At 71.4% G+C, this 15,467-nt stretch carries 15 protein-coding genes; 6 read left to right on the forward strand and 9 right to left on the reverse strand.

What is annotated here, in order from left to right:
* Positions 1–240: 240 nt before the first annotated feature.
* Entirely contained in the window at positions 241–921 is a 681-nt protein-coding gene (locus tag CU044_RS26740) for an NAD(P)-binding domain-containing protein (protein WP_129771319.1), read from the reverse strand.
* 3 nt (positions 922–924) lie between these two features.
* On the reverse strand, positions 925–1,953 hold the full coding sequence (locus CU044_RS26745) for an LLM class flavin-dependent oxidoreductase (protein ID WP_129771367.1): 1,029 nt from the start codon (positions 1,951–1,953) through the stop codon (positions 925–927).
* Between the two features lie 192 nt (positions 1,954–2,145).
* Between CU044_RS26745 and CU044_RS26750 the strand changes: the two genes are divergently transcribed.
* Positions 2,146–3,135 (forward strand): alpha/beta hydrolase, encoded by a 990-nt coding sequence (locus tag CU044_RS26750; protein ID WP_165371977.1) that lies wholly within the window; start codon positions 2,146–2,148, stop codon positions 3,133–3,135.
* Positions 3,136–3,301: 166 nt separating this feature from the next.
* Here CU044_RS26750 and CU044_RS26755 read toward each other — a convergent pair whose 3' ends face one another.
* Entirely contained in the window at positions 3,302–3,775 is a 474-nt protein-coding gene (locus tag CU044_RS26755; RefSeq protein WP_129771321.1) for a MarR family transcriptional regulator, read from the reverse strand.
* 194 nt (positions 3,776–3,969) lie between these two features.
* Between CU044_RS26755 and CU044_RS26760 the strand changes: the two genes are divergently transcribed.
* On the forward strand, positions 3,970–4,623 hold the full coding sequence (locus CU044_RS26760; RefSeq protein WP_129771322.1) for a hydrolase: 654 nt from the start codon (positions 3,970–3,972) through the stop codon (positions 4,621–4,623).
* Positions 4,624–4,770: 147 nt separating this feature from the next.
* Here CU044_RS26760 and CU044_RS26765 read toward each other — a convergent pair whose 3' ends face one another.
* From CU044_RS26765 to CU044_RS26775, 3 genes are all read right to left on the reverse strand, one after another.
* On the reverse strand, positions 4,771–5,400 hold the full coding sequence (locus CU044_RS26765) for an antibiotic biosynthesis monooxygenase (RefSeq protein WP_193564083.1): 630 nt from the start codon (positions 5,398–5,400) through the stop codon (positions 4,771–4,773).
* An 85-nt stretch (positions 5,401–5,485) separates the two neighbouring features.
* The gene (locus CU044_RS26770; RefSeq protein WP_129771323.1) at positions 5,486–6,250 is read right to left on the reverse strand and encodes a glucose 1-dehydrogenase; all 765 of its coding nucleotides are present in this window, start codon (positions 6,248–6,250) and stop codon (positions 5,486–5,488) included.
* Positions 6,251–6,434: 184 nt separating this feature from the next.
* Positions 6,435–7,367, reverse strand: a complete 933-nt coding sequence (locus CU044_RS26775) for an NADP-dependent oxidoreductase (protein ID WP_129771324.1) — start codon at positions 7,365–7,367, stop codon at positions 6,435–6,437.
* Positions 7,368–7,468: 101 nt separating this feature from the next.
* Between CU044_RS26775 and CU044_RS26780 the strand changes: the two genes are divergently transcribed.
* Positions 7,469–10,387, forward strand: coding sequence for a LuxR family transcriptional regulator (locus CU044_RS26780; RefSeq protein ID WP_165371978.1), 2,919 nt, complete (start codon positions 7,469–7,471; stop codon positions 10,385–10,387).
* 69 nt (positions 10,388–10,456) lie between these two features.
* Here the strand turns inward: CU044_RS26780 and CU044_RS26785 are convergent, their stop codons facing one another.
* The 3 genes from CU044_RS26785 to arsM all read right to left on the reverse strand — a co-directional run bounded on the left by CU044_RS26785 (position 10,457) and on the right by arsM (position 13,533).
* Positions 10,457–11,116: an NAD(P)H-dependent oxidoreductase gene (locus tag CU044_RS26785; RefSeq protein WP_129771326.1), complete on the reverse strand. Its 660-nt coding sequence runs from the start codon at positions 11,114–11,116 to the stop codon at positions 10,457–10,459.
* Between the two features lie 319 nt (positions 11,117–11,435).
* Complete coding sequence (locus CU044_RS26790) at positions 11,436–12,335, reverse strand: aldo/keto reductase (protein ID WP_129771327.1); 900 nt, start codon at positions 12,333–12,335, stop codon at positions 11,436–11,438.
* Between the two features lie 256 nt (positions 12,336–12,591).
* On the reverse strand, positions 12,592–13,533 hold the full coding sequence (arsM, locus tag CU044_RS26795; RefSeq protein WP_129771328.1) for an arsenite methyltransferase: 942 nt from the start codon (positions 13,531–13,533) through the stop codon (positions 12,592–12,594).
* A gap of 105 nt (positions 13,534–13,638) precedes the next feature.
* On the opposite strand from arsM, the gene CU044_RS26800 reads away from it, so the two are divergent.
* The 3 genes from CU044_RS26800 (at position 13,639) to CU044_RS26810 (ending at position 15,276) form a co-directional block, all read left to right on the forward strand.
* The gene (locus CU044_RS26800; protein ID WP_129771329.1) at positions 13,639–14,016 is read left to right on the forward strand and encodes a metalloregulator ArsR/SmtB family transcription factor; all 378 of its coding nucleotides are present in this window, start codon (positions 13,639–13,641) and stop codon (positions 14,014–14,016) included.
* Complete coding sequence (locus tag CU044_RS26805) at positions 14,013–14,747, forward strand: MIP/aquaporin family protein (protein WP_240045864.1); 735 nt, start codon at positions 14,013–14,015, stop codon at positions 14,745–14,747. The genes CU044_RS26800 and CU044_RS26805 overlap by 4 nt, the downstream gene beginning before the upstream one ends.
* A 109-nt stretch (positions 14,748–14,856) precedes the next feature.
* On the forward strand, positions 14,857–15,276 hold the full coding sequence (locus CU044_RS26810; RefSeq protein ID WP_129771331.1) for an arsenate reductase ArsC: 420 nt from the start codon (positions 14,857–14,859) through the stop codon (positions 15,274–15,276).
* Positions 15,277–15,467: the final 191 nt, after the last annotated feature.

The following is a 15,467-nucleotide window of genomic DNA, read 5'->3' on the forward strand; positions in this document are numbered from 1 at the left end:
GTCACCAGGGCTCCGCCATGGCTCCCTCCTCCGCCTCGCGATCCTCCCCCGTAGCCTGAACGGCACGGGAGGGACCCCCTCCACCAGACCCCGCTCCCAGATCCGGCCTGATCCAAACGAACGACCCTAGGCCCTGGCCGACCGCCGCCGCCACGCCGTGCGGGCCGAGTACCGAGGTCTCCCGCGCTGACGTACCGCGCGCGACGGGGGCCGGGGAGCGGACCGGGCGGCACGGCCTTCTCAGCCGGCGGCGCCACGGACCTCGGCCACGAGTCGGCCCGAGTCGGTGGCGGGGAACCGGTCGAGCATCTCGCGGACGGTGGCGGCGTCGGTGTGGGCGCCGAACAGCTCGGTACCGGGCTGCATACGGACGCCCTCCGCCAGCGCACCGGCGACCACCGGATCGAAGCCGAGGGCGTCGACCAGGGCCGCGACCGCCGCGACGTCGTCGTCGCCGTCCCCGGCGATCGCGATCGCCTTGCGTCCGGGGGTGCCCAGCGGCCGGGCACCCTCCTCCAGATCGTGGTACCCCATGTGGTTGAACGCCTTGACGATCCGCGACCGCGGCAGGAAATCCCGCACGATCTCGCTGGAGGAGGTACGCGGGTCGGTCAGATCGTCCCGGATCCCGTCGACCTCCCACCAGTAGTTCATGGCGTCGACCACGAGCTTGCCGCGCAGCGCGTCCACGGGTACGGAGCGGTACTTGCCCAGCGGCAGGGCGAGTACGACGACGTCGGCGCGCTCGGCGGCCTCGACCGCGGTCACCGCGACCGCGCCGGGCGTGACGACCTCCACGATGAGGGCGATCTTCGCCGGGTCGCCCGAGCCGGCGACCAGGACGTCATGGCCCGCGGCGACCGCGAGCCGGGCGAGCACCGTGCCGACCTTGCCCGCACCGAGGATCCCGATGGTGGTCATGGCTCAGCCCGCCAGAATGTCGCGGACCATGGGCGCCACCTTCGAGCCGAACAGCTCGACGGCACGCATCCGGGCGCCGACCGGCAGAGCACCGGAACCGTAGATCATGTCGAAGCGTCCGACGCCGAGCGTCTTCACCGCGCCGGCGATCCTCCGTGCGACGGTCTCGGGCGTGCCGATGTACAGCGAGCCGTGCTCGACCTCGGCGTCGAACTCCTCGCGGCGCAGCGGCGGCCAGCCGCGCTGAGCGCCGATCCGGTCCCGCATCACCTTGTACGGCGGATAGAACACCTCCTTGGCCTCCTCGTCGGTGTCGGCCACGAACCCGGGCGAGTGCATGCCAACGGGATGCGCGACCGTGCCGAACTGGGCGGCGGCCCGCTGATACAGGTCGATGTACGGCCCGAAGCGCGCGGCTGAGCCTCCGATGATCCCGAGCATGAGCGGCAGCCCGTGCCGTGCGGTACGCACGACGGACTGCGGGGACCCGCCCACGCCGACCCAGGTGTCCAGCCGTCCCGACTCGGTCTTCGGAAACACCTCAGCGGTGTCCAGCGCGGCTCGCGTGGTGCCGCTCCAGGTGACCGGCTTCTCGTCGAGCAGCTTCACGAACAGGTCGAGCTTCTCCTCGAACAGGACGTCGTAGTCACTCAGGTCGTATCCGAAGAGGGGGAAGGACTCCGTGAAAGAGCCGCGGCCGAGGATCGCCTGGGCCCGGCCGTTCGATATCGCGTCCACGGTGGCGAAGCGCTGGAAGACCCGGACGGGGTCGTCCGAGCTGAGCACGGTCACACCGGAGGCGAGCTTGATCCGCGAGGTACGGGCGGCTATGCCGGCGAGGACGGTCTCCGGGGCGGAGATCGAGTACTCCGGGCGGTGGTGCTCACCGACGGCGATGACGTCGACGCCGAGTTCGTCGGCGACCACGGCTTCCTCGATGACCTGCCGGATGGCGGCGGCGTGGGAGAGGGTGACGCCGGCGTCCTGCGGGACGTCACCGAACGTGTCGAGGCCGAGTACCAGGTCAGTCATGTCACTCACGACAACTCCATTGGTTGATGCTTCAACCATCTCATAATCAGCTTGACGCGTCAACAATGGAGGCGAGTGAAGGTTCATTGACGTGTCAATAAAGCCAATGCAAGGATGATGTTGTTGCGTCAACAATCCCGGGAGCAGCCGTGCTGCGCCCCGGGATCCCCTCAGGAAAGGACAACCCCCGCCATGGCTCTCTGGAGTGCGGAGATCGATCGCCTTCGTCCCGCCGTACGTGCCGAGGGACGCGCGATGGTGGAGGCCATGTCCCCCGCGTTCAGCGCCGTGTTCCCCGGCGGCACGGCCCAGGCGTACGACGCCGAGGCCCTGGACAATCTCCGTCGGCAGCTGTCCGCCGCCGGAGAGGACCAGGCCGTCGACCGGTACATCGAGGGGCCGCACGGCCCGGTCAGGCTGCGTACCTTCGTGCCGGTCCGGCCCGCGCGCGCGGTGCTGCTGAACATCCACGGCGGTGGCTTCATCATGGGCTCCCCCGAGATGAACGACGGCCTCAACGCCTTCCTCTCCCGGACACTGGACCTCGCGGTCGTCTCGGTCGACTACCGCCTCGCCCCCGAGCACCGCTATCCGGCGGGCCACGACGACTGCGAGACGGCCGCGTCCTGGCTGATCGACCATGCCGGCGCGGAGTTCGGGACGACGCGGCTCCTGATCCACGGGGAGTCAGCGGGCGCCAACCTCGCGGCAGCCACTCTGCTGCGGCTGCGCCGCCGGGGAACCGTGGGCCGATTCGCCGCCGCCGTCCTGGAGTTCGGGGTCTACGACCTGTCGGGCACTCCCAGCACCCAGGAGGAGACGGACCACGACGTACTGAGCGCGACGGTACTGCGCGGCATGATGGACCTGGCCCACCCGGAGCTGTCGCCCACCCAGCGCCGCGACCCGGATCTGTCCCCGCTCCACGCCGACCTGACGGGGCTTCCGCCCGTCCTGTTCGGAGTGGGCACCGCGGACCACCTCGTGGACGACACCCTTTTCCTGGAACGGCGCTGGGACGTCGCCAACCGCAACACGACACTCCTGGTCTACCCCGACGCCCCGCACGGCGGCACCGGCCTGCCGTCCGTACTGCCCCACTGGCAGCCCGCGTTGCTGGCATTCCTGGACTCGCACCTCGCCGGCACGGAGACGGCGGGCGACGGGGAACCGCGTTTCTGACCGCTTGCCGGCGCCGCCCCGTCGACCGGGTCCGGTCCCGGGCCCGGTCCGGGACGTGTGACCGGGGCTCGACCGGCCGGAGGTCCCTGCGCGCGGATGCCGGGCCGGCTCCGCCCTGGGAGTGCCGGCGGGCGGGATCACCCAGGCGGCCAGGGCACCACGCTTCTCAGGCGCGCCCCTCGGCGTTCCCCTCCACCGCGGCCACGATCCGCTCCAGGAACTCTCCGAGCGTACGCATCTCACCCGCGTCCAGCGGGTCGAAGAACAGCTGTCGCACGATTTCCACATGCCCAGGCGCGGCAGCCTCGATGGTCGCTCTGCCTTCCGCGGTCAAGCGCACCATCGAGCCACGGGCGTCATCCTCACACGCTTCCCGTACGACCAGTCCGCGTTTTTCCATCCGGCTGATCTGGTGGGACAGCCGGCTCCGCTCCCAGTCGACCTCCACACCGAGATCCCGGGCCCGCAGGACTCCGTCCTCCGTCTCCGACAGAGGGGCGAGAAGTGCGTAGTCGGCGGCCGAGATACCGGAATCCTGCTGCAACTGCTGATCCTGGGCACGCTGGAGGTCGCGGCACAGTCGGCGGTACGCGGCCCAGATCTCGGCCTCGCGCGGGGTGAGCCATCGCGGTTCAGGCATGGACATACGCTACCAGATTGTTGATGCATCACCAAAATGACCTGGTGTTCCCAGGAACCCCTTACCCGGGAAGGTCGTGGAGATGTGGCGCCCGGCTAGGTAATGGTTGCCGATGTCGCGGCAGGGGTCCGGCTGGAAGGGTCGCTGGTGGCGGTCTCAGTCAAGGCCGCCGTCGCTACGACCACGGAGACGACATGGCAGCCAACGGCATCACCTACACCGGACTCGACGCGCTTCTGGAGCCCTCGAAGTCGGTGCTGCTGCTGATCGACCACCAGGGCGCCCAGTTCGCCGGTATGCGCAGCATGGACACCACCCTGGTGGTCAACAACGTCACCGCTTTGGCCAAGGGCGCCAAGCTGTTCGACGTACCCACCATCCTGACCACGGTGGTCGAGGAACGCGGCGGCCACCTCATCAGCCAGCTCCAGGACGTCTTCCCCGAGCAGACCCCCATAGACCGCACCACGATCAACACCTGGGAGGACCAGCGGGTCGTGGACGCGGTCGCCGCGACCGGCCGCAAGGACCTGATCATGGCCGGTCTCTGGACCGACATCTGCCTGGCCTGGCCGGCCATCCACGCCCTCGCCGACGGCTACCGGGTCTTCGCCGTCACGGACGCCTCCGGCGCCACCTCCAACGAGGCCCACGAACGGGGCATCGAGCGCATGATCCAGGCCGGAGTCATCCCGACCTGCTCCGGCACCGTCATCGCCGAGTGGCAGCGGGACTGGGCACGCGAGGAGACCGTGCCCGGCATGACCGAGATCCTCCTCCAGCACGGCGGCGCCTTCGGCACCAGCCTGGCCTGGGAGCTCCAGCTTCTCGGCCAGAACAAGGACTGACGAGCACGACGTCCCGCCGCCTGGGGCCTGTCTTCGGAGCGTGTCTGCCGGGCGCCGCCGGGCGGACACGCACTGTGCGGACAGGCCCCAGGGGTCTGTCCGCACGTGGCCCTTCCCTTCGCAGCCCCGGCGGGTGACGGGCGCGAGTCACCGGGGGTAGAGCCACCGGCGCAGCATCCGGGTCAGTGCCGGCATCAGGGCATACGACATCAGGCTGCTGAAGAAGAGGGCGATCAGCGCCGTGCGCGGCAGCAACGGGATCGCCGACAAGGCCGGCTGGAGGACGACGCCGCTGAGCAGCGACACGGGGAAGATGCCGAGCGCCGCCGTCAGCGTCATCTTCCATCTGGTGGGCATCGAGGAAGCGCCCGGTCCCGCGAGCGAGTCCGTCCCCGGATCCGCGCCGCCCGGACCGGCGGCCCCGTCCTGCCGAGGGAACCAGCCCTCCAGTCCGGTGAGATGACGACGGTCGATCTCCCGGTGGCCGGAGCCCGCGCGGCTGAACCAGGCCGCGCGCTCCGGGGAGTTCTGCCAGTCGGCGCATGCCTCGGCGTCCCGGAAGCGGTGCACCAGGAACCACGGGCCTCCGGGTCGGGCCGGGCGGAACAGGCCGTAGCCGAGATGGCCGGGGAAGGACGTCGCGGTGTCGAGCACGCCATGTGCCCACCGCTCGAATTCCTGCTCGTGACCGGGGTCGACCTGGCGGGCGATGAGCACCCCGGTCTCGCCGGAGGGCAGCGGGTCCGAGGTGGGCTCATGCGGGGGTGCTGTCGTCAACTCGGCTCCAGGGGTACGGGACGGGATGTCGTCACGCGGGACACGTGCCGGTGCTCGGGGCGCCGGCGACAGCGCCGGTGGCGGCTCAGTGGGCCGTCTGGCCGCCGTCCACGACGAAGACGCCGCCGGTGGTGAAGGACGCGGCCGGAGAGGCGAGGTGGAGCACCATGCCGACGATCTCCTCGGGATCGGCCGCCCGCCCCATCTGCGGTCCGGCCACGACGATGTCCCGCTTGACCGGGTCGTCCAGCCAGGGCTGGGTCATCGCGGTCCTGGTGAGGCCGGGAGCGAGCGCGTTGACCCGGATGCCGGCCTTGGCGTAGTCGACGGCGGCGGCCTTGGTCAGGCCGATCACGCCGTGCTTGGCCGCCACGTACGGCGCCATGTCCGGGTCGCCGATAAGACCGGCGATCGAGGCGGTGTTGACGATGGCGCCGCCGCCCGCCCCGGCCATATGCGCGATCTCGTACTTGAGGGAGAGGAAGACGCCCTTGAGGTCGACCGCGATCGCCTTGTCCCAGTCCTCCTCGGACTGCTCGGCCAAGGGCGCGGGGGGCACGAAGACGCCCGCGTTGTTGAAGGCGATGTGCAGATCGCCGTACGTGGCCACGGTCGTGGCCACCAGGTGCTCCACGTCGCGCGCGCGTGTGACGTCGGTCGGGACGAACAGACCCGTGCCGCCCTCCTTCTCGATGAGGGCGACGGTCTCGCCGCTGCGCTCGTCGATGTCACCGATGACGACGGTGGCACCCTGCCGGGCGAACGCGAGGGCCACGGCGCGTCCGATGCCGCTGGCGCCACCGGTGATGAGGACGATCCTGCCGGTGAAGTCGAAGAAGGAGTTCGTCACAGCTGTTCAGCTCCTGATGGGAAGGGCACGGGGAAGGTCGGGGGTGTCCGTCCGGGACCTGGTGGGGTGGCAAAGCCGGGCGCCCGCTGTGCGATGCGCCATGCGCCGTGGGCCGCTGTTGCCAGTGCCGCCGGTGCTGCCGGTTCCCCCACCAGGAGCGGTCGGTGCGTCAGAGGTCACGGCGTCAGAAAGTGACGGTGATCTTGCCCTTCACATGGCGGCCGGCGAAGTCGAGCAGGGCCTGACGGGCCTCGGCGAAGGGGTAGTCGGCGTCGATCGGAATGCGCAGCTCACCCTTGACGGCCTGAGCGGCGAGCGACGCCAGACGTCCTTCGGTCGCGCGCGTGCCGCCGTACAAAGCGGTGACGTCGCGGTCGAAGGCGGGCGGACCGCCGAGCGGGGAGACCAGGCGGCCTCCGGGCCTCGCCGCCGCAGCGGTGGCGGCGAGGGCGGGACCGGCGTTGGCCATGTCGAACACGACGTCGACTCCGCCGGGCACCAGACGGTGGGTCTCCTCGGCAATGCCCACCGCCCGGTAGTCGAGGACGTGGTCGGCGCCGAGGCCGCGCAGGAACGCCTCGTCGTCGGCGCGGCCGGTGGCCAGCACGGTCAGTCCCGCCCGTCGGGCGAGCTGGACCGTGTACGACCCGACGCCGCCCGTCGCCCCGACGATCAGGGCGGTGGAGCCGCTGGGCACATCGGCGAGGTCGACCAGCGCGGCGGCGGTGAGAGCGCCGGTGGGCAGGGCGGCTCCCTGCGCGGGCGTGAGTTCCGGGGGGCGTCGGGCGGCTGAGGGGGCGTCGTCGATCACTACGTGCTCGGCGAGGGCGCCGGAGGCGACGCTGTTCCAGGCGATGACCGGGTCTCCGGGGACGAACCGGGTGACGCCCTCCCCCACAGATTCCACCGTGCCGCTGACGTCGACTCCGGGGACGAACGGGTGGGTCACCGGGATGGCGTCCCGCAGGGCGCCGGTGATCAGGGCCTTGTCCACGGCGTTGAGGGCCGCGGCCTCCAGACGGACGAGGAGTTGTCCGGGGCCGGGGACCGGTGTGGGCAGCTCCGCGATCTCAAGCTCTTCCAGCGGCCCGTAGGACCGCGCGACCAGCGCCTTCATGTTCGCTCTCCTTCACCGAACCATTTGTTGACACATCAACAGTAGCGCATATGATTGACGTGTCAACATTCACGGCGCTCCATCGTCGAGCTGGGGGATGCATGTGGGGAACCGGGTCGGCAGGTACGGCACGTACGGCACGTACGGCACGTCAAGGGGAGGACACCAGGGGCGGGCTGTACGGCAGAGATCCTCAGATCGCCGCGCTCAGGAGGCTGGTACGGGACGCCCTCAAGGGCCACGGCGGGTCGCTCGTCCTGGAAGGGGAGCGCGGTATCGGCAAGAGCACCCTGCTGGAGCACGTGGGCACCACATCGTCCGGGGTGCGTGTCGTGCGGGTGGCGGGCACCGGCGCCGAACGGCGACTTCCGTACGCGGCCTTGCAGCGCGTGTTCGCCGCGCTGCGCGACCACGTGCCCCGACTGCCGCCCCGGCAGCGGGAGACCGTTGAGGCCATGATGGCCAAGGGGGCCGTGGGGGCCGTGGGGCCCTCTCCGGCCCCGCGCGCCGGCCACCCCGACGCTCTGGAGATCGGCCTGGCGCTCCTCCAGTTACTGTCCACGGCCGCGGCCGTGCAACCCCTGCTGTGCCTCCACGACGACGCCCACCTGTTGGATCAGCCGTCACGGGAGGCCCTGGCCATCGCCGCGCGTCGATGCGGCGACGCGCGGGTGGCCTGCCTCTTCACGCTGCCGTCGCCGCTACCGCACTCCGACGACTGCCCCGAGCTGGCCTCGTTTCCCCGTATGCGGTTGTCAGGGCTGACGGACCGGGACGCACTCGCGTTGCTGCGCGCCCACTTGCCCGCTCCCCTCGATCCGTCCGTCTGCGAGCGGGTCGTCGCCGACGCCCATGGCAACCCGCGGGCGCTGCTGGCCGTACCGCACGCGCTCTCCCCGACGGAGATGGCATCCGTACGGCCCCCGGCGCGCGAGTCGGACGGGTGGCTGCCGCCGGACCGGATGCGCGACGCGCTGAACGGCCTGCCGGACGCGGCGCGCCAGGTGCTGCTGGTGGCCGCGGCGGAACCGCTGGGGGATCCCGTGACCGTGCTCCGGGCGACCGAGGCGCTCGGGCTCCGCGGTGCCGACGTGACAGAGGCGGAGTCCTCCGGGCTGATCGTGTTCGGGCCGGGCGTACGGTTCGCCCATCCCCTGCTGCGGACGTACGTCTACGCGCGCGCGTCCGTCACGCGGCGGCGGCTGGTTCATGACGCGCTGGCGGGCACCTGCGATGTCCTCCGCGTTCCCGAACAGCACGCCTGGCACCTCGGGCAGGCCGCGGCCTCGTTCGACGAGGGCGTGGCGGCGCGATTGCAGGCGGCGGCCGAACAGCGGCTGACCCGCCACGAGACGAGGACGGCCGCGGCCCTGCTGGAACTGGCGGCGCTGCTGACGGCCGATCGCCGGCAGCGGGCGTCGCGGCTCCTGGCCGCGGCCTCGGCCTGGCGGCGCGGCGGCGGGCTGCGGCACGCGCTGGATCTGCTGGGCCACCTCCAACTCGCCGCGCTGCCGCGCGCGGAGCGGACCGAGGCGACGGGCCTGCACGCGCGGACGCGGTACAGCGTGGACCGGGACGGGCCGGCCGCGCGGGCGCTGCACGGGGCGGCGGAACACGCCCGCGTCCACGACGTACGACAGGAGGGCATCGCCCTGCTGGAGGCGCTGTCGGCAGGTGTCCTCGCCGGTCGGCGGCTTCCGGCGGAAGCGCTGCGCACGGCCGCCGCGCGGGCGTGCGAGTTCTCCACGAAGGAGACGGCCCGGGAGACCTCACGAGAAACGGCCGCACGCCCCCACGAGTCGCTTCTGTCAGCCGTCGCCGCCCACACCTTGCGGGGCTACGGTCCCGCCGTCCAGCCGATGCGCCGGGCGGTGGACGCCTATCTGGCCGCCCCGGCGCACACCGACCTCGACGTCGTCGGCGGCTGGCTGGCCTGCCATGCCGCCGTCGGCGTCTGGGACGGCGCCGCCTGGCGGGCGCTGGCCGACCGGCGGACCGCGGCGGCGCGCCGGCTCTCCGCGGTGACGGCGCTCCCCTGGGGCCTGACGCACCAGGCGCTGGCGGACATCCATCACGGCGATCTGGCACAGGCGCGCGTCCGCGTCGCCGAGGCGTACCGGGTCAGCGAGGCCATCGGCGCCGTACCGCTGGACTACGCCGCGCTGGCACTTGCGGCGTGGACCGGACGGCGGGACACCGTCGAGGCGTTGGCCGAGACCGGCGCCAGGGACGCCGCGGCACGCGAGGAGGGGCGGCTGCTGACGGCGGCCGAGTGCGCGCGGGCCGTGCTGTACAACTCGCGCGGGCGGTACGGCCAGGCGTTCGAGGTCTGCGCCGAGGCGGTGGCGCTGGACGAGTTGGCGTACCGGAACTGGCTGCTGCCCGAACTGGTCGAGGCCGCGGTACGCACCGGGCACCAGCCGGACGCGCTGGCCGCCGCCGCCCGGCTGGAGGAGTGCGCGCGGCTGACCGGCAGCGACTGGGCGCGGGGGCTTCACCTGCGGGCACGGGCACTGCTGTCGGACGGCGACGAGGCCGACGGGCTCTTCCGTGAGTCCGCGTGCGCTCTGACAGCTGCCGGGGCGCTCCTGCAGGCGGGCCGGAGCCATCTGCTGTGGGGCGAGTGGCTGCGCAGACAGGCGCGCATGTCGGCCGCCCGGATACCGCTGCGCGCGGCGTACGACGTCTTCAGCCGCGCCGGGGCCTGGTCGTTCCGGGAGCGCTGTGGGGGCGAGCTAGCGGCGGCCGGTGCGCGGGTACCGCGCTCCGAGGGCGGTGAGCCGACCGTGCTGACGGCTCAGGAGCAGCGCATAGCGCAGCGCGTCGCCCGGGGCGACACGTCCAAGGAGGTCGCCGCGGCGCTGTATCTGTCCCGGCGGACCGTGGATACACACCTGCGCAGCATCTTCCGCAAGTTGGGAATCTCCTCGCGCCGGCAACTGCGTGATCACGCGGTCGCGGTCACGCCGGAGAGGCGTGTCCGGGAGGAGTTCTTCGTCCCGCCGGCGGAGAGTCCGTAGCCCGGCGAAGGCCCACCGAGGTCGATGCGATGGTGGGTCAGCATGCGATGGCGGGTCGGCAAACGCGGGTCACTCCTCGCTCCGGTGAGTGACCGGCGCGTCGGTGCGATCGCCGGGGAACTCGTACCAGCGGCGCCGCAGGCACACGAACTCCACGTCGGCACGTACCAGCCGCATGAACCCGCAGATGGTCTCGGCGAGCCGCTCCTGGGAGCCGGGGTGGGCGAGTCGGCCGTCCTCGGTGAACGCCTCGTGCGCGCGCGGCAGGCTGAACATGTCGGGGTAGACGCGTGTCCCCAGGTGTTCCAGCGGGATCCTCAGTGCCCAGAGGCCGCGGTTGCCGCCGATCATCGACGGGGAGGATGAGAGCAGCAGCGCGTGCTTGGTCTTGAACGGCTGCGGCCGTACCCGGGAGACCCAGTCGATGGCGTTCTTCAGCAGTCCTGGAACGGAGGCGTTGTACTCGGGCGACGCGATCACGAACGCATCGCAGCGCTGGAGTCTTTCGCACAGGGCCAGGGCGCCGGCGGGCAGCCCCTCGGAGTCCTCCACATCCCCGTCGTACAGCGGCATGTCGAAAGTCCGCATCCTGGCCAGGTCGACCTCGGCGCCTGTCTCGGCGATCAGGTCCGACGCCAGCGAGGCGAGGCGCGCGTTGGTGGACCCGGCGCGCAATGCCGCGCCGAATACCAGGACCCGAACGGGAGCCGGGTGAGCGTCCGTGGTCATCATGCGGTGCCTTTCGCCGGGCAGTTGTCCTCGGCAGCCAGTTTTCCCCACCCCCGTCCGCCACCACGGGACGACACTCTGCGGTTCCGCGAGGAGCCGAACCGCCCACGCTCTGCCGCCGACGAACGACAGTGGTGCCGGCACGGGCGACTCGACGCACAACGTCGTCCTCGCGCCGGGCGATCGTCATGGGCCCGCCAGCGCGTCCACGCGTCCCGTTCCGGTCCTGCCTGTGCAGAGCCCCCGCGCAGGTTGCCGCCGGACGTAACTGATAGCGGCGTTCCCGGACGATCGGCGCCGCCCCTGCCGCCCGGCAGCATCAGGATGCGGAGCGGCCGATCGAATGGAGGAGCTGAAACTGTTCCTCGGTCAGTCGGAGTGCGCCCGCTGCCACGTTGTCAACGAGGTGGTCCGGGTTGCCCGTTCCGGGGATGGCCAGTACGTGGGTGCCCTGATGCAGGGTCCACGCGAGCCGTATCTGCGCCGGTGAGGCCCCATGCTCGCGGGCTACGGCGAGGACCGCGTCGTGCTCGCCCCGTACGGCGCCGGCCTCGCGCCCTTCTCCGGCGATGGAGAAGAAGGGCACGAACGCGATGCCGCGTGCCGCGCACGCACGGAGCATCTCCTCCCCGTCGGGCGCGTCGAGACCGAACTGGTTCTGCACGCATACCACCGGCGCGATCGCCTCTGCCTGCGCCAGGTGCTCCAGGCGGGCGCCGGAGACACCGAGGTGGCGTACGAGTCCCGCCTCACGCAGCTCGGCGAGGGCCCCGAAGTGCTCGCTGATGGAGTCCTGACCCATGACGCGCAGGTTCACCACGTCGAGGTGGTCGCGGCCGAGTTGCCGCAGGTTCTCCTCGACCTGGCCGCGCAGTTGGTCGGGCCGCGCCGGTTCGGCCCACTCTCCGGAGAGGTTCCGGGCCGGGCCGACCTTGGTGGCGATGACGAGGCCGTCCGCGTACGGTGCCAGCGCCGAGTTGATCAGTTCATTGGCGGAACGCAGCCGGGAGAAGTAGAACGCCGCGGTGTCGATGTGGTTGACGCCGAGATCGACCGCCCGGCGCAATACGGCGATTGCCTGGCCGCGATCGCTGGGAGTGCCCTGGTGGAAGGCGGCGCTGCCGGTCAGGCGCATGCCGCCGAAGCCGATCCGGTTGACTGTGAGATCACCGAGCGGCCACGTGCCTGAGGCTGCCGCGGAGACCGTGTGCGACGTCATTCGATTCATCAGCTCCATCCGATCGGCCCCTCCCACCTCGACGGTTCGAGGTGCGGCGGCCCTGGAGTATGCGCAGGTGAACGCCGTGGCGGAAAGGCCGGGAGCGGTGGGGGAATGTCACAGCACGCCCCGGAACCCCGAACATCCCCTATGCGTTACCACTACTGACGGCCGCTTCGCCTTCAGCGGCGGAGCCGGGTGAGACGCGCCGCAGCGGTGACCTCCCCGAGGCGGACATATCGGCGCGTCCCGATGATCACCTGGCGGTGGTCCCGCCATCGGTGTGTTCGTCCGTGGGCGTCCCCGACGGACCTGGCTTCGGAGTGGTGGCGGTCTTGGCGTCGGTGACGGTCGGGGTGGAGTCGGCGGAGATCCCGGCCGAGGTACAGCAGGCGTTGACGCCGCGGTACGCGTCGGCGGACTCCACCGTCCCCTGGAAGACGTCCGCGGTCAGTGGCTTGACGGCGCGGACGATCGCGGAGTGCATGCCGTCGGCGACGGGGTGGGACGGGCTGATCCCGACATCGGTGAACCCGACGGTCTCCAGGCCCTGGCGGTACTCGGTGAAGGACAGCGCGCCGGCGATGCAGCCGACGTAATCGCCACGCTCGGCGCGTTGGGCCGGGGTGAGGGTGTCATCGGCGACGATGTCGGAGACACCGATCCGGCCTCCGGGCCTGAGGACGCGGTACATCTCGGCGAAGACGGCCGACTTGTCGGTGGAGAGGTTGATGACGCAGTTGGAGATGACCACGTCGATGGTGTCCGCGGGCAGCGGGATCGCCTCGATCGTGCCCTTGAGGAACTCCACGTTCGTCGCGCCGGCCCTTTCGGCGTTGGCCAGGGCGAGGGCGAGCATCTCCTCGGTCATGTCCAGCCCGTACGCCTTGCCGGTGGGGCCGACGCGGCGAGCGGAGAGCAGGACATCGATGCCGCCGCCGGAGCCGAGGTCGAGGACGCGATCGCCGGCGCGGAGTTCAGCGACGGCGGTGGGGTTGCCGCAGCCGAGCGAGGCGGCCATGGCCTCGGCGGGCAGGGCGTCACGCTCGTCGGCGGCATAGAGGGCGGAGCCGAAGTTCTCGCCCACCTCCACCGGCTGGGGCCCACAACAGGCGGTGACACCCTCCGTGACCTTCACGGCCGCCGCGGCGTACCGCCGACGGACGGTTTCGCGCAGCTCTGTGCTCTGCTCGCTCATGACGCACTCCTGGGTGATGGCGGACCGCAGCACACCGGAACGGCCCGCATTGGCTTTCCTCGATGCAACCTTGCGGCCTGGATCGAAGAACGTCAATATAGAGGCATGTCGAATCAAGAGCTCGAGGTGATCGGCCAGGACACCGCCGCCTGCGGCCCGGCCCTGTCCGCCGCACCCCTGGACGAGGAGCGCGCCGGGGAGCTGGCCAAGGTGTTCAAGGCCCTCGGTGACCCGGTGCGGCTGCGACTGGTGTCGATGATCGCCTCGCGCGGGGAGGGCGGCGAGGTCTGCGTCTGCGAGCTGACCCCGGCGTTCGACCTGTCCCAGCCGACGGTCTCCCACCACCTCAAGCTGCTGCGGCAGGCCGGTCTCATCGACTGCGAGCGGCGTGGAACATGGGTGTACTACTGGTTGCAGCCGGGCGTCCTGGACCGGCTCGCCGCCTTCCTGACCGTGCCGCGGCCCGCCGGAGCGAGCGCGTGAGCGCGCCGCTCGGCCGCCGTGTCGCCGCGGAAGCGGTGGGGACCGGGCTGCTGGTGACGGTGGTCGTCGGCTCCGGCATCCAGGCCACCGAGCTGTCGCAGGACGCCGGTGTGCAACTACTCGCCAACTCCCTCGCCACCGTCTTCGGCCTGGCCGTGCTGATCACACTGCTCGGTCCGGTCTCCGGCGCACACTTCAACCCAGCCGTCACCCTCGCCGCCTGGTCCGCCGGCCGCCGCGACCGGACCGGCCCTGCCCTGCGGGAAGTCGCCGCGTACACGCTCGCGCAGGTGACCGGAGCGATCGGCGGGGCCGTCCTGGCCAACGCCATGTTCGCCGAGCCGCTGGTGAAGTTCTCCACGCACGACCGCTCCGCGGAGCATCTGTGGCTGGGCGAGGTCGTCGCCACCGCCGGGCTCATCCTGCTCGTCCTCGGCCTGAAGCGCATCGGCGGCGCCACACTGGCCCCGGCCGCCGTGGCCTCCTACATCGGGGCCGCCTACTGGTTCACGTCCTCCACCTCCTTCGCCAACCCCGCGGTGACCGTCGGCCGCGCCTTCACCGACACCTTCGCCGGGATCGCACCCGCTTCCCTCGCCCCGTTCATCGCGGCCCAGCTGCTCGGCGCCGCGCTGGGGCTCGGCGCGGTGGCCGTCGTCTACGGACGCCCGGCGCGCTCGGCGGACACCATCGCCGTCCCGCACGACGAGCCTGAACTCGCCTCTCCCTAGGGCACGTTGCGAACACCCCGCCCGGCCCGTGACGCCCCCCTGCGGGCGGACGGCGCGACGGCCGCAACCTGCCCGAGAACCGCCCCTCCCCTCTGCAAGGACTCCTGCCATGGCCACCGCCGCCCCGCGCCCCTCCGTACTGTTCGTCTGCGTCCACAACGCCGGCCGCTCCCAGATGGCCGCCGCCTTCCTCACCCACCTCGCCGGTGACCGGGTCGAGGTCCGCTCGGCCGGATCGGCGCCCGCCGGCTCGGTGAACCCGGCCGCCGTGGAGGCGATGAGGGAGCGGGGCGTCGACATCTCCGCCGAGATTCCGAAGGTCCTCACCTCCGAGGCGGTCCAGGCGTCCGACGTGGTCATCACCATGGGCTGCGGGGACACCTGCCCGGTCTTCCCCGGCAAGCGATACCTCGACTGGCAGCTCGACGACCCGGCCGGCCAGGGCGTCGACGCCGTACGGCCGATCCGGGACGAGATCGAGCAGCGCGTACAGCGGCTGATCTCCGAACTGGGCATGGGGGCGGTGTAGTCACCGGTCCGCGACGGCGACGGCCGGCCGAGGCCGATCCGGGCGGGGTGCAGAGGGAACAGTGGGTGATGAGCAGTCCGACGCGTTCGCCGCGGGCCCGACTACGCGGATCAGGAACGTCAAACGCTCACGGGGCGTGGAGGATCGGTCCAACCCCTTGACGCGCTGCGGGGGAAGCCCTCAGGATCCTG

Origin of the sequence: Streptomyces sp. L-9-10, assembly GCF_004151105.1 — a bacterium.
GTDB lineage: Bacteria > Actinomycetota > Actinomycetes > Streptomycetales > Streptomycetaceae > Streptomyces.

Coding starts and splice junctions, on each gene's coding strand:
- arsM (WP_129771328.1), bottom strand. CDS start 13,533: ATGAGCGAGCAGAGCACAGAGCTGCGCGAAACCGTCCGTCGGCGGTAC.
- CU044_RS26750 (WP_165371977.1), top strand. CDS start 2,146: ATGGCTCTCTGGAGTGCGGAGATCGATCGCCTTCGTCCCGCCGTACGT.
- CU044_RS26745 (WP_129771367.1), bottom strand. CDS start 1,953: ATGACTGACCTGGTACTCGGCCTCGACACGTTCGGTGACGTCCCGCAG.
- CU044_RS26800 (WP_129771329.1), top strand. CDS start 13,639: ATGTCGAATCAAGAGCTCGAGGTGATCGGCCAGGACACCGCCGCCTGC.
- CU044_RS26740 (WP_129771319.1), bottom strand. CDS start 921: ATGACCACCATCGGGATCCTCGGTGCGGGCAAGGTCGGCACGGTGCTC.
- CU044_RS26755 (WP_129771321.1), bottom strand. CDS start 3,775: ATGCCTGAACCGCGATGGCTCACCCCGCGCGAGGCCGAGATCTGGGCC.
- CU044_RS26790 (WP_129771327.1), bottom strand. CDS start 12,335: ATGACGTCGCACACGGTCTCCGCGGCAGCCTCAGGCACGTGGCCGCTC.
- CU044_RS26760 (WP_129771322.1), top strand. CDS start 3,970: ATGGCAGCCAACGGCATCACCTACACCGGACTCGACGCGCTTCTGGAG.
- CU044_RS26780 (WP_165371978.1), top strand. CDS start 7,469: ATGTGGGGAACCGGGTCGGCAGGTACGGCACGTACGGCACGTACGGCA.
- CU044_RS26785 (WP_129771326.1), bottom strand. CDS start 11,116: ATGACCACGGACGCTCACCCGGCTCCCGTTCGGGTCCTGGTATTCGGC.
- CU044_RS26810 (WP_129771331.1), top strand. CDS start 14,857: ATGGCCACCGCCGCCCCGCGCCCCTCCGTACTGTTCGTCTGCGTCCAC.
- CU044_RS26775 (WP_129771324.1), bottom strand. CDS start 7,367: ATGAAGGCGCTGGTCGCGCGGTCCTACGGGCCGCTGGAAGAGCTTGAG.